The sequence below is a fragment of the Dactylosporangium darangshiense genome, from assembly GCF_039537565.1.
GTDB classification, from domain to species: Bacteria; Actinomycetota; Actinomycetes; order Mycobacteriales; family Micromonosporaceae; genus Dactylosporangium; species Dactylosporangium darangshiense.
The window spans coordinates 1-12,713 of record NZ_BAABAT010000099.1; the positions used below are offsets into that span (position 1 = coordinate 1).

Below are 12,713 nucleotides of genomic sequence, written 5' to 3' on the forward strand. Positions count from 1 at the left end.
CGTCGAGGTCGACATCCTCGGATCGCGGGGCGAGGCCGCGTTCGTCGACCCGGGCCAGCAGCAGCAGGTCGGCGACGATGTGGCCGATCCGGCCGGTCTCGCCCTGCAGTATCGCGACGCTCGCGGGCCCGTCCGCAGGCCCTTCGCTGCGCAGCCGGGCCGCTAGCAGTTCCAGGCCGACCTGCAGGGTCGAGAGTGGGCTGCGTAGCTCGTGGCTGGCGTCGGCGACGAAGCGGCGCTGCGCGGCGGCGGACGTCTCGAGCCGGTCGAGCATCGCGTTCATGGTCTGGGCGAGACGGCGAACTTCGTCCTCGCCCTTCGGCACCGGTACCCGTTCGTGGAGCTGCCGGGCGCTGATCACGGCGACCCGCGCGCGGACCGCCTCCACGGCCCGCAGCGAACGCCCGACGAACAACGCCGTCGCGGCACCGACCAGCAGCAGGACCAACGGCAACCCGACCGCCAACAACGCGACCTCCGTCGCGACTGCGTCGCGGACCGGCCGCAGCGACTGCCCGACCAGCAGCACGCCGGGTCCGGCGGGGCTCGTGACGCCGATGGCGACGACCCGGAACGGGTCCTCGTCGGCCACCGGCAGCCGGCGGTCCTCCCGCTGCACGGCGCCGGGCACCGGACGCAGCGACGACAGCGGTCCCTCGCCCTCCACTTCCGATGACCCGGCAACCACGGTCCCGCCCGGTCCCAGCACCTGGACCACGGTTTCGTCACCCGGCCGCGACCGCAGCAACCGGTCCAGCCCCGCCCGGTCGCCGACCGTCACCCGGCCGGCGACCACCTCGGCACGGGCCAGCGCAGCGGCGTCGACCCGGTCGGTCATCGACCGCTGATGCAGTACCACGAACACCGCAGCGGCCAGGATCAACACCACCGCCACCACGGTCACCGCGGCGAAGGCGGAGCGCAGCCGAACCCCGAGCCGACGGCTCAGCCAGCCGCCCTCAGCCGCAGGGGTGCCCATGCCCACACCGTAGCCCCGCCAACACGGCAGCCGCCTCGGCGAGCTGAAAGCGTTCTCAGACGCGCTCATCGTGGCCTTAGGTGCCCGCGTCAAACCTGGAGAGGACATCCGGAGCACACCGGCCCGGGATGTCATCAGCAGGAGGCGAGGCAAGGCTCATGGGTACCACCAGACGCAAGACGCTGATCGGCGCGCTCGCGGTGGGCGCGGCACTGTTCGGGGGTGCGGGTGCCGCCGCCATCGCGCACGCGAACACGGCCCCGCCCCCCAGCACGGCCGCGACCAGCATGATCCACCCGGTCACTGCGGCCCACCCGGCTGCGGCGGGCCCGACGAACCCGGCCAGCCCGGACAACGAAAGGTCCGACGGACCGGACAACGAGGGCACGAACGGCCCAGACACCGACAAGCTACAAGAGGGCAACCAGAACGAGCAGGAAGCTCCCGGAGGCGTCGAGGACAACGCCACCGACCACGCGAAGCCGGGCGCGGACACCGACAACGTGCAGCAGGGCGACCAGACCGGATCGGACACCGCACCCGGACGGTGACGGACCCCGACACCGGACCCATCTCGAGCCGATTCGCCGGCCGAGGTGGCCCAACAACTGCGGCCATACCAAGGTCGCGCTGATCACCCGAGGAGGAGGCTGTCTGCCGATCGGCCCGTCCCCGCCGAGGTGTCGGGGTGCGGGCCGACCGGCCGGGCGGTGCCGGTAGGTTCCGCGCGGCGTGCCGGTGAGCGCCAAGGGTATCGGCCTGGCGAGGGCCCGAGCTCATCGTCGAGCGCACCGCTGCGGCACGGAGGTCAAGGGGCGGCCATGACCGTTGTCCGCGTGCACAACGCGCATAGCGGGTCGCATTACGATCGGGGTGTGGGCGGCCCGTCGGTGCTGGTGGTGGAGGACGACGCCGATATCGGCCAGGAGTTGGCGGAGGCGTTGCGGGCGAACGGCTACCAGGTGTCGCTGGCCGTGACGGGCGCGGAAGCTGTGGACGCGGTGCAGGCGCGGGCACCCGATCTGGTACTGCTTGATCTCGGTCTGCCGGATGTCGATGGCGTGCTGGTGTGCCGGCGGCTGCGCGCGCGGGCGGTGGATGCGGTCATCGTCGTGCTGACCGCCCGGACCGCGGAATTGGATGTTGTGGTCGCACTGGATGCGGGCGCCGACGACTACCTGACCAAACCGTTCCGGCTGACCGAGCTGTTGGCGCGGCTGCGTGCCCATCTGCGCCGTCAGGCGTCGGCCACGGCAACGGCGGCCATTGCGGTTGGTCGGCTGTACCTGGATGTGGCGGCGCGCCGGGCGAGCGTCGCAGGCCAAGAGCTGGCGCTGCGGCCGAAGGAGTTCGACCTGCTCGTCGCGCTCGCCGCACGGGCGGGCGAGATGGTGACGCGCGAGGATCTGATGGCGCAGGTGTGGGACGAGAACTGGTTCGGCCCGACCAAGACGCTCGACGTGCATGTCAGCGTGCTGCGGCGCAAGCTGGCCGAGCTGGGCGAGGACCCGGCGCGGATCACGACGGTGCGAGGTCGGGGCTATCGGTACGAGACGGATCCGGCAGTGGGAGCAGGAGGCTGAAGACGGGGTGAGGTGCCGCCTGTCGGATGACCAGCCGTCCGCCTTCAGCTTCGGCCAGGCTGCGGGCCAGCGACAGTCCGATGCCGTGTTCCGCGCCGTCCGCACGCCGGGTGAACGCCCGCTCCGGGTCGCCGGTGAGTCCGGGTCCCTCGTCGCTGACTTCGATGGACAGGCCGGTTGCGAGGTCGGTGACGGTCACCGTCGCGGTGCCGGCGCCGTGCGTGAGTGCGTTGTCGAGCAGGACGTTGAGAATTTGGCGGGTGGCGGGGTTGCTCGCGAAGACGGTCGGCAGCTCGGGTGCCGGGGGCATTGCCAGTCGTCGGCCCTGTGCGGCGAATTCGCCGTGCCACTGGTCGTGCACGTCGGCGAGCAGCCCGGCGATGTCGAACAGCTCGGCGGTGGCGTGTGTGTCGCGGGCGAGGCCGAGGAGCTCCTCGACGGTGTCGCGCAACTGTTCCGCACGGCGCAGGGCGCGTTGCGCCGCGGTCCGCAACTGTTGCTGATCGATCTGCGGGCGGCTCAGCGCGGACTCCAGGCCGAGCAGCAAGGATGTCAGGGGGGTGCGCAGCTGGTGGGAGACGTCGGCGCTGAACGCGCGCTCCCGTTCGAGCAGGTTGCCGAGGCGCCGGGCGGTCGCTTCGAGGGCGAGGCTGGCGGCATCGGCCTCCTCGATGCCGGAGCGGGCGGCGCGGACGGTGAAGTCCCCGTCGCCGAGGGCGCGGGCGCGTCGGGTCAGGTCTTGCAGGGGGCGGGCGATCTGGTTGGCCTGTCGCCGGGCCAGGACCGTGGCGAGTCCGACGACGAGTACGCCCGTGGCGGCCATCAGACCCCAGGCGCGCAGTGTGTGCCAGCGCACCTCGCTGTACGGCTGGGCGGCGCGGACCGCGAGGGTGACGCCGCCGTCGGAGGGCACCGGCGCGACCACCGCGAGTTGCCCGTCTTCGACCGCGTGGTGCAGGTGCGCGTCAGCAGCGGCGGCGGCGAGCGCTGACCGGTCGGGTCCGCCGTAGGCGAGCCGGACACCGTCGACGCGGTACACCCCGACCGTCACCGATGCAGGAAGGTCGCCGGGCAGGGTGACCGTGCTTGCGTCGGTGCCGAACGAGTCGGGGACGGTGGCGGCCACCTGGGCCGCATCGCGTTGCAGGCTGGTCACGGCGTCGTTGCGGTAGCCGGCTGCCAGGGCGTACCCGAGCGGCAGCGCGAACAGGGTGACGGTCAGTGCGGCCACGCCCACGATCGAGGCCAGGATTCGCCCCTGCAGCGACCGGCTGTTGCTCCTCACAGACCCATCGTGCCTCCGGAAAGGTAAGTGCGGCGCTAACCCGCGCCGGAGCCGCCGCTAACCTGATAGCTCCTAGCGTGGGTGTCATGGCTGTGCCTCGTCAGGTGTATGTCGTCGTCGTGGCTGTGTTGGCGCTGGTGGTATCCGGGTGCGGGTCGCCCGGGTCACGGGCTCCCGGCGGGGAGACCAATCCTGCCGGCGACATCCCCGACAACACGGCCTTCGTGTCGTTCCGCCCGGCCGACGGCCGGTATGAGATCAAGGTGCCCGAGGGTTGGCAGCGCACAGTCTCCGGCGCCGCCGTGAGTTTCACGGACAAGCTCAACACCATCCGAGTGGAGACGCTCGCGGCGGCAGCAGCGCCGAGCGTGGACTCGGCCAAGGCCGCCGAGGTGCCCGCCATCCAGGCGGCCACCCGCAACTTCGCGCTGCAGAAGGTGGAGACGGTCCGGCGCAACGCCGGCGACGCGGTGCTGATCGTCTACCGGGCGGACAGCCAGGCCGACCCGGTGACCGGGAAGATCGTGCCCGACTCCGTCGAGCGGTACGAGTTCTGGAACAACGGCGTCGAGGCGGTCGTAACGCTGAGCGGCCCGGTCGGGGCCGACAATGTCGACCCCTGGCGGACCGTGACGGACTCGCTGCGGTGGTTGCCGTGACCGCGGCGATCGAGGCGGTCGAGCTGTATCGGTTCTACCGGGCCGGCGAGGAGGAGACCCTTGCCCTGCGCGGGGTGAGCGTACGGGTGGATGCCGGCGAGTTGGTCGCGGTGGTGGGCCCGTCGGGGTCGGGCAAGTCGACGTTGCTGGCGTGCCTGGCCGGGCTCGACGAGCCCGACGGCGGCCTGGTACGCATCGGCGGGCTACGGCTGAGCCACCGCCCGGAACGGGAGCGTGCCGCGATGCGGGCGCGCGGGATCGGGATGGTCTTCCAGACGGACAATCTGCTGCCGCATCTGACGGTGGCCGGCAACGTCGACCTGGCGCAACGGCTCGCCGGCCGGGCCAACCGGCCGTATCGGGATCGGCTGCTGGCCGAACTCGGGATCGCCTCCCGAGCCGGTGCGCTGGCGACCACGCTGTCCGGAGGCGAGGCCGCGCGGGCCGGGCTTGCCGTCGCGCTGGCCGCCGAGCCCGCCGTGCTGCTGGCCGACGAGCCGACCGGCGAGCTCGACGACACGACCGAGGGGAGCGTCCTCGCGCTGCTGCACAGTCGGGCCCGGGCCGGCACCGCGGTACTGATCGTTTCGCACAGTCCGGCGGTTGCGGCGACTGCGGATCGGCGGGTCGACCTGGTCGACGGGCGGGTGCGCGATGAGTGAGGAGTTGGCCCGCTGTGTCGGGGTGAGCCGCACGTACGGGCAGGGGACGGCCGCCGTGGTCGCCGTGCACTCGCTCGACTGCGCGGTCCGGCCGGCCAGCCGGGTCGCGCTGACGGGCCGCTCGGGATCCGGCAAGTCGACGCTGGTGCACCTGCTCGCCGGCCTCGACCAGCCCACCACGGGCGAGGTGTCCTGGCCCGGGCTGGGCGGTGCTCCGACCGGCCGGCCCGGCGTGGTCGGCGTCGTCTTCCAGGGGCCAAGCCTGCTGGCGCCGCTCGACGTCGCGGAGAACGTCGCCCTGCCGCTGCTGCTGGCCGGCGTGCGCCCCGCCGACGCCGACGCGCGGGCCGGGGACGCCTTGCGGCGTGCCGGCGTCGCCGACCTGGCCGGCAAGCTTCCCGAAGAGCTGTCGGGCGGGCAGGCGCAGCGAGTCGCCGTCGCGCGGGTGCTGGCCAGCGCACCCCGGCTCATCCTGGCCGACGAGCCCACCGGCCAACTTGACGCCGCCCACCGCGACGAGGTGGTGACCCTGCTGATCGAGGCGGCCGAAGAGCTGCGCGCTGGCCTGATCATCGCCACCCACGACGCACGGGTAGCCGACCGGCTGCCGCAGCGCTGGATCATGGACGACGGGCGGCTACAGGAGGTACGGCAGGCATGCTGACCTGGGTGTGGATCGCCGGGCTGGTCCGTCATCGGGCCCTCCGTCTGGCAGCCGTTGCCGGCGGCATCGCGATCGCGGTGGCGCTGCTGGCATCCCTCGGCGCGTTTCTGTCCACTGCGAAGGACACGATGACGCAGCGCGCCATCCAGCGGGTGGCGGTCGACTGGCAGGTCGAGGCGCAGCCGGGTGCGGACCCGACGACCGTGGAGGCCGCGGTGCGCGCCGACCCGCACGTGGTCACGGCACTGCCCGTCGGCTACGCCACCAGCGCCGCGCTGTCGTCCGCCACCGGCGGAACGACACAATCCACCGGATCGGCTCAGGTACTCGGCCTGCCCGACACCTACGCCGCGACGTTCCCCGGCGAACTGCGCACCCTGTCCGGTGCGGACCGCGGGGTCCTGCTCGTCCAGCAGACCGCGGCCAACCTGCATGCCGTCCCCGGCGACCGGATCACCATCCGCCGTGCCGGACTGCCCGACACGATGGTGACCGTCGACGGCGTTGTCGACCTGCCCGCGATCGACGCATTGTTCCAGAAGGTCGGCGCACCGCCCGGCGCCCAGCCGCAGGCCCCGCCGGACAACGTGCTGCTGCTGCCCGCGGACCGGTGGCACACCCTGTTCGACCCGCTCGCGGCCGTGCGGCCCGACCTAGTCCGCATACAGGTGCACGCCCGCGTCCACCACGACCTGCCGCCCGACCCGGCCGCCGCCTACACCACTGTCACCGCCGGCGCCCACCACCTCGAGGCCGATCTGGCCGGCGCCGGCCTGGTCGGCGACAACCTCGGCGCGACCCTCGCCGCGGCCCGCTCCGACGCCCGCTACGCCGACCTGCTCTTCTTGTTCCTCGGCCTGCCCGGCGCCGTGGTCGCCGCGCTGCTGACCGCCGCGGTGACCGCCTCCGGCGCCGCGCGCCGGCGCCGGGAGCAGGCGCTGCTGCGCGCCCGCGGCGCCTCGGCGAGCCACCTGCTGCGCCTGGCCGCCGCCGAAGCCGCGCTCGTCGGCCTCGGCGGTGCCGCGCTCGGCCTGGCCGTCGCCGCGATCATTGCCCGCGCCGGCTTCAGCGCCGCACTCGGCAGTACCGGATGGGCGGCGGTGGCCGCGCTGCTCGGGTTGGTGATCGCGGTGCTGACCGTTGTGGTACCGGCCTACCGGGACCTGTCGGCGACGACCGTGGCCGGCGCCCGCCGATCGACGAGCCGGGCCCGCCGCCCGCCGGCCTGGATGCGGTACGGCGTGGACGGGTTGCTGCTGCTCGCCAGCGTGGTGGTCTTGCTGGCGGCCCGACGCAGCGGCTACGAACTGGTCCTCGCCCCCGAAGGGGTGCCGACCATCGCCGTCAACTACTGGGCGCTGGCCGGTCCCGCACTGCTCTGGGTCGGCGGCGCGCTCCTGGCCTGGCGGCTTTCGTACCTGCTGCTCGTCCGTGGCCGCCGGCTCAGCGCGTACCTGCTGCGCCCGGTCGCCGGGCCCCTGGCCGGCACCGCCGCCGCCACACTCGCCCGCGGCCACCGGCAAGCCGCCCGGACCATCGTGTTCATCGCCCTGGCCGGCGCCTTCGCTGCGTCCACGGCGGTCTTCGCCACCACCTATCGCCACCAGGCCGAAGCTGACGCGCAGCTGACCAACGGCGCGGACGTGACCATCACCCAGGCAGGCGGACTCCCCGTATCCGCCGCGGCTGGAGTTCCCGGCGTCGCCTCGGCCGAGCCGATGGTGCACCGGTTCGCCTACGTCGGGTCGGACCTGCAGGACATGTACGGCGTCCAGGCCGACACCATCGGCCGGCACGTCACCCTGCAGGACGCCTACTTCACCGGCGGCACCGCCCAGCAGATGATGCACCGGCTCTCGCAACGCCCGGACGCGGTGCTGGTCAGCGCCGAGACCGCCAAGGACTTCCAACTCAGCCCCGGCGACACCCTGCGGCTACGGCTGCCCACCGCGCACGGCGGCCCACCGGTCACCGTCCAATTCCAATACGCCGGCGTAGTCAAGGAATTCCCAACCGCGCCAACCGACAGCTTCCTCGTCGCCAACACCGACTACCTCGCCCACCAGACCGGCGACGTACCGAACACCCTGCTGGTCACCACCGCCCCAGGCGCCCACCCAGCCGACGTCGCCGCACGGCTACGGGCCAAACTCGGCTCCAACGCTCAGATCACCGACATCGACACCACCCGCCGCATCGTCGGATCAAGCCTCCCCGCGGTCAACCTGGCCACCCTCACCCACGTCGAACTCGGCTTCGCCCTCGCCCTCATCGCGGCCACAGCAGGGCTCCTCCTGGCGCTCGGATTCGCCGAACGCCGCCGCACGTACGCCCTCGCCAGCGCCCTCGGCGCCCGAACACGCCAACTGTCGAAACTCGTCTGGGCCGAGATCACCATCGTCGGGGCGTGCGGCCTCGTCCTCGGCGCGCTGCTCGCCACCGCACTGTCCCAGATGCTCGTCGCGATGCTGACCGGCGTGTTCGACCCACCGCCCGATCGCCTCACCGTGCCATGGCCCTACCTACTCGCCGGCCTGCTGCTGAGCATCGCCTGCCTCGCCGCCGCCGGCGCGGCAACGGTCGCCGCCAGCCGCCGTCCAGCGATGACCGTGCTCCGTGACCTATGACCCGCCACCCACTCCCACGCCTTCGCCGAAGGTAGGACTGACACCGGTACCGGCGCGGTGCGGCGGTGCGGGCGACGTCTTGCACGGAGTTGTCGAGCGCCGAAGGCAGTAACGCGGCCACCCGCACGTGCGATAACACCAATGCGGCGATCCCCATGGTGTTGGCGGCCAGGCTGAGTGCGTGGGGCAGTCGCATGGCCGCTCAGGCCGAGCGCGGGCCGCCGCCGGCCCGGGGCCGCCCCACCTGTCGTCGCTGTACCTGGGGGTGGTTGGCCAGCCGGCGCAGGCCCCGCATCGCCGCGACCCGTACCGTGCCGGGACGCTTGCCCAGCACGGTCGCGGCCTGCGCCACGCTGAGCCCCGCCACCACCCGCAACAGCACCGCCTCCGCCTGGCTGGGCGGCAGCGATGCGATCAAGCGCAGCGCCCAGTCCGTCGCTGATCTGTCCAGAACGTCCAGCGCCGTGTCCCGCTCAGTGATGCCGTCGTCCGTGCCGGTCAGCCCTGTCGGTGTCTCCAGGCGCCGGGCCGCCCGACGCTGCTCGTCGATGCCGCGGTGCCGGGCGATGCGAAACAGCCATACCCGAAATGCCGGCACATCACCGGTGAAGCCGCGGATATCACGCGCCGCCTGCAGCCAGGTCTCCGAGGCCACGTCCTCCGCGGCTTCGCCGACCACCACCCGCAGGTACCGCAGCAGGGCCGGCTGCAGCGAACGCCACAACACGGCGAACCCGACGCCGTGCCCGCGCCGTGCCACCGCGAGGGCCTCCGCCAGCTCCTGCTCGTCCAACCCACCGATCCTGTCGAGATCCGCCGATCGCGTCGTCGCAGCCATCTCGATCGCTTCAGAACCACGCACCGCCGTGCCGCGCCACACCTTCGCCGCCGAACACCGCGCCCCGTGGCTCTACTGCCCGGGCAGTAGAGCCCAGCCGCAGATGATGGCGAGCGCAAGGATGCTCACCGAGGTGAGAAGGACGCCGACTGCCAAGGCAGGCCCGCTACCCATCTCGAGATCCGTCACCACTTCGATATGCCGGACGCCGCCCGGGACGGCTGCCGGCGCGGCGAGCAACCGGTCCTGGTCGGGCGGGCGACGGGTGCCGGTGTTGGTGTCCCCGTGCAGGTCGCGGTACGCGTCGAGGTTGGCGAAGCGCTGCCGCCGGCCGGTGGTGACCAGCCGGACGGCGGCGTTGCGGCTGCCGATCCAGTCGGTCCGCTCGGCGGTACCACCGTCGCGCCAGCGGCTCCGTTCGAGCCTTGTACCGGAGCCTACGATTGGATGGTCACGCCCTTGCGGGACCCGGGCCATAGCAGCCCTCCTTTACCTGCCGATGGACGGCCACACAGCGAGGTCGACCACGGCGACGGGTAGGTACACCAGCCGTTGGTAGCGGTGCGACCACCAATCGGCCGTGCGGACCTCGACTGACCGCGAGGACATGCCGTGGTGGCAGTGGTTTACCTGCTCGGGCTGGCAGACGGCCCTGTGCCGTCCTGCTCGCCGTCGCTGTTGGCCTGGTCGGCTTCGCCGTGCTGGCCCTGCTCGCCGTCCTGGTTGGCCTGGCCGGACTCGCCGCTCTGACCCTGCTCGCCGCTCTGGTCAACCTGGGCGGACTCGCCGATCTGGCCCTGCTCGCCTTCGTCCGACGGGGTCGCGGAGGGCTGCACGGAGGGCGCCTTCGACGTTGCGGACGAGGTCGCCGCCAACGCGACGCCACCTCCGGTGAGCGCTACCGCGATGAGGGCACCGCCCGCGATCTTGGCGGCGAGGCTGAACTTACGCATATGGTGCTCCCTGGCTGAGGGTGTCAGTACGACAATCACCAGTACATCGGTGCGACCCGCGAGGTGTTAACAGACGCATCAGGGCCCTCGACGCCGGCTGCTGTTAACGACGAGGTGCCTTCTTCCGATGTACCGACAGATGGGCGATCACGGCGATGACCTGAGCCGGCTGGTGGCGACCGCGCAGGGCGGCGACGCGACCAGCCGGGACCATCTGCTGCGATTGGTGCGCTCGGCGGTGCTGCGCTATGCCCTGGCGCGCGGGTTGCCGGACGACGATGCCCAGGACCTGGCCCAGGACACCTGCCTAGGTGTGCTGCGCGCCTTACCGGGGTGGCAGGATCTCGGCCGATCGGTATGGGCATTCGTCTTCGCCATCGCCCGCAACAAGCTCACCGACCGCGCCCGCGCGCACGCAGCCCGAAAGGACGTCCCGATGGGTGAGGATGCCGCCGCCGCGGAGGCCCTGATGGATCCGCGACCCGGCCCCGCCGAACTCGTCGAAGACGACGAGGGCACCGCGCGGGTTCGAGCGCTGCTGCTGGCGTTGCCCGCCACCCAACGTGAGGTGCTGTTGCTTCGCGTCATCGTGGGACTGTCCGCCGCCGAGACCGCCGCCGCCTTGCAGCTGACCGTGGGCAGCGTGCGTGTGCTGCAGCACCGCGCGGTCAGCGCCTTGCGCCCTCAGCTCACCCCGACCCCGAAGAGCACCGCATGATCGACGACTCGCCGCACGACGGTACCGACGACGAGGTCATCGCCCTTGACCTGGCACTCGACGCAGTAGCGCGCCGTGACTACCGCGACGCCGATCCTGTCGTGGCCGCCCTCGCCGGCTTCGCCCAGGAGATCGACGGGCAGGCGACGGCTCTCACCCGGCGCCGCCGGCTGCCGGCGCTACGCCCCAGCCACGCCGGGTCAGCCAAGCCGACGGCCGCCACCGCCTCGGCACCTCGCAGGCCGCGCGCCGCCCGCGCCAGCCGACCCGGCAGGGGACGCCGCCGGCTCCTGGCCATCCCCCTGCTCGCATGCCTGGCGCTGGCGGTAGCAGTGCCGTTGAGCAACACCCCTGACGCCCCGTTGTACCCACTGCACCGAATGCTGTTCGAACAGGGACAGCCGTCCCCGGCCGACAGCGCCCGCCTGCATCTGGCCAACGCCCGGCAAGCCCTCGGCCGGGTCGCCGCCAGCAGCGGCCCAGCCCGCGCCGCCGCCCTCGACGACGCCCGGCGCAACCTCACCGAAGCCCGCGACCTGATCCCACACATCACCGACACGCCGACCCGGCTCCAACTCGACGCAGAGCTCGCCAGCCTCGACCAACGCGCCACTCAACTCGCCGGCGAAGATCAGCAGGACAACCCGTCGGCTCCCAGCCAGCAAAACAACCAGAGCGGCCAGAACAACCAGAACGGCCAGAACGGCCAGAACGGCGGGGTTGGCACGAACGGCCCGCAGGACGACAGCCAGAACGGTGACCAGGGCGGATCGGGGCAGAGCGGGTCCGTTCCCAACGGCAATCAGCACGGCCGATGAGCCGTCGCGATCGAGCAACCCTGCACCGATGCCGTAAGGACGTGGGTCCACAGTGGACCGAACTCGACGGGCGGTTGATCTACGTCGCGCAGCCCAGCCGCGTGTTGATCCCACGCCCGAAGGGACTCGAGCCCTTACCTTCCGATCCGTGGATCAGGCGCCGCCAGCGGTGACGACCGCGTCGGTGAGGAAGTTGGTGAGTAGGCCGACAAGCAGCCCCCCGGTGGGGCTCTGACCCGATTTCAGTGATGGACGGGCGTCGCTGAGCATGGTCTGTGCCCACAGTGGACTTCGTCACGGAGCTGCTTCCCCATCTGAAGGCGGTCGAGGTCGAGCAGGTCAGCAGTGAGGGTCGGTGGGTCCGGGTCAGAGCGCGGGTGGCTGCGGACGAGGCTGCCTGTCCGGACTGCGGGGCAGGCTCGCGGCGGGTGCACTCCCGATATCGGCGGCGGCTGCTGGACTTCACCGTAGGCGGCCGGCCGACCGTGCTGGAGCTGCGGGTCCGCCGATTCTTCTGCGACCAACCCGGATGCGGCCGTAAGACGTTCGCGGAGCAGGTCGCCGGCCTGACCCGCCGGTACGCCCGGCACAGCAGCGGGGCCCGCGGCCAGCTGCAGGAGGTTGCCGTGGCCTTGGGTGGGCGGGCCGGCGAGCGGCTGGGTGGACGGCTGGCCCTGCCGACCGGGCATAGCACTCTGCTGCGCTGGCTCCGCGCGCTGCTCCTACCGATATCGGCGGTGCCGCAGGTTCTGGGAGTCGACGATTTCGCGCTGCGCCGCGGGCACGTGTACGCCACGATCCCTCCGCCGTGGGTTCAGGCGAACTGAGGGTTCTTCATCGGGAACCCTGGGGTCTGTCGCGGTGGTGTGCGTGGTGGGCGTTGGGTTCAGGGTGAACTGGGGTGGTGGCGTTCGGCGTCTGTTTCGA

14 protein-coding genes are annotated in these 12,713 nt (G+C 72.1%); 9 read left to right on the forward strand and 5 right to left on the reverse strand.

What is annotated here, in order from left to right:
* On the reverse strand, positions 1-979 hold a 979-nt coding region (locus tag ABD901_RS57080), incomplete at its 3' end, for a histidine kinase dimerization/phospho-acceptor domain-containing protein (RefSeq protein ID WP_345144518.1).
* Between the two features lie 158 nt (positions 980-1,137).
* Here ABD901_RS57080 and ABD901_RS57085 point away from each other — a divergent pair.
* Both ABD901_RS57085 and ABD901_RS57090 read left to right on the forward strand, forming a co-directional pair.
* Positions 1,138-1,530 (forward strand): hypothetical protein, encoded by a 393-nt coding sequence (locus ABD901_RS57085; RefSeq protein ID WP_345144520.1) that lies wholly within the window; start codon positions 1,138-1,140, stop codon positions 1,528-1,530.
* Between the two features lie 270 nt (positions 1,531-1,800).
* Positions 1,801-2,562, forward strand: a complete 762-nt coding sequence (locus ABD901_RS57090; RefSeq protein WP_345144522.1) for a response regulator transcription factor — start codon at positions 1,801-1,803, stop codon at positions 2,560-2,562.
* Here ABD901_RS57090 and ABD901_RS57095 read toward each other — a convergent pair.
* Positions 2,498-3,847 carry a HAMP domain-containing sensor histidine kinase gene (locus ABD901_RS57095; protein ID WP_345144524.1) on the reverse strand — a complete coding sequence of 450 codons (1,350 nt, stop codon included), beginning with the start codon at positions 3,845-3,847 and terminating at the stop codon, positions 2,498-2,500. The two genes, ABD901_RS57090 and ABD901_RS57095, sit on opposite strands and share 65 nt — an antisense overlap.
* Positions 3,848-3,933: 86 nt before the next feature.
* Here ABD901_RS57095 and ABD901_RS57100 point away from each other — a divergent pair, with 86 nt between their 5' ends.
* Genes ABD901_RS57100 through ABD901_RS57115 form a run of 4 tightly spaced genes read left to right on the forward strand, consistent with a single transcriptional unit; the run spans position 3,934 to position 8,459 of the window.
* A complete protein-coding gene (locus ABD901_RS57100) occupies positions 3,934-4,506 on the forward strand; it encodes a hypothetical protein (protein ID WP_345144526.1) in 573 nt (190 codons plus the stop codon).
* Positions 4,503-5,168, forward strand: coding sequence for an ABC transporter ATP-binding protein (locus ABD901_RS57105; RefSeq protein WP_345144528.1), 666 nt, complete (start codon positions 4,503-4,505; stop codon positions 5,166-5,168). Before ABD901_RS57100 ends, ABD901_RS57105 begins: the two co-directional genes overlap by 4 nt.
* On the forward strand, positions 5,161-5,832 hold the full coding sequence (locus ABD901_RS57110; protein ID WP_345144531.1) for an ABC transporter ATP-binding protein: 672 nt from the start codon (positions 5,161-5,163) through the stop codon (positions 5,830-5,832). Before ABD901_RS57105 ends, ABD901_RS57110 begins: the two co-directional genes overlap by 8 nt.
* Entirely contained in the window at positions 5,826-8,459 is a 2,634-nt protein-coding gene (locus ABD901_RS57115; RefSeq protein WP_345144533.1) for an ABC transporter permease, read from the forward strand. The genes ABD901_RS57110 and ABD901_RS57115 overlap by 7 nt, the downstream gene beginning before the upstream one ends.
* Positions 8,460-8,661: 202 nt before the next feature.
* Here the strand turns inward: ABD901_RS57115 and ABD901_RS57120 are convergent, their stop codons facing one another.
* From ABD901_RS57120 to ABD901_RS57130, 3 genes are all read right to left on the reverse strand, one after another.
* A complete protein-coding gene (locus ABD901_RS57120; RefSeq protein WP_345144534.1) occupies positions 8,662-9,339 on the reverse strand; it encodes an RNA polymerase sigma factor in 678 nt (225 codons plus the stop codon).
* A 30-nt stretch (positions 9,340-9,369) separates the two neighbouring features.
* On the reverse strand, positions 9,370-9,774 hold the full coding sequence (locus ABD901_RS57125) for a hypothetical protein (RefSeq protein WP_345144536.1): 405 nt from the start codon (positions 9,772-9,774) through the stop codon (positions 9,370-9,372).
* 149 nt (positions 9,775-9,923) lie between these two features.
* Entirely contained in the window at positions 9,924-10,250 is a 327-nt protein-coding gene (locus ABD901_RS57130; protein WP_345144538.1) for a hypothetical protein, read from the reverse strand.
* Between the two features lie 127 nt (positions 10,251-10,377).
* On the opposite strand from ABD901_RS57130, the gene ABD901_RS57135 reads away from it, so the two are divergent.
* The 3 genes from ABD901_RS57135 (at position 10,378) to ABD901_RS57145 (ending at position 12,613) form a co-directional block, all read left to right on the forward strand.
* Positions 10,378-10,968, forward strand: a complete 591-nt coding sequence (locus ABD901_RS57135; protein ID WP_345144540.1) for a sigma-70 family RNA polymerase sigma factor — start codon at positions 10,378-10,380, stop codon at positions 10,966-10,968.
* On the forward strand, positions 10,965-11,786 hold the full coding sequence (locus tag ABD901_RS57140) for a hypothetical protein (RefSeq protein WP_345144542.1): 822 nt from the start codon (positions 10,965-10,967) through the stop codon (positions 11,784-11,786). Before ABD901_RS57135 ends, ABD901_RS57140 begins: the two co-directional genes overlap by 4 nt.
* A 377-nt stretch (positions 11,787-12,163) precedes the next feature.
* The gene (locus tag ABD901_RS57145) at positions 12,164-12,613 is read left to right on the forward strand and encodes a transposase family protein (RefSeq protein ID WP_345144545.1); all 450 of its coding nucleotides are present in this window, start codon (positions 12,164-12,166) and stop codon (positions 12,611-12,613) included.
* The last annotated feature ends 100 nt before the right edge of the window (positions 12,614-12,713 follow it).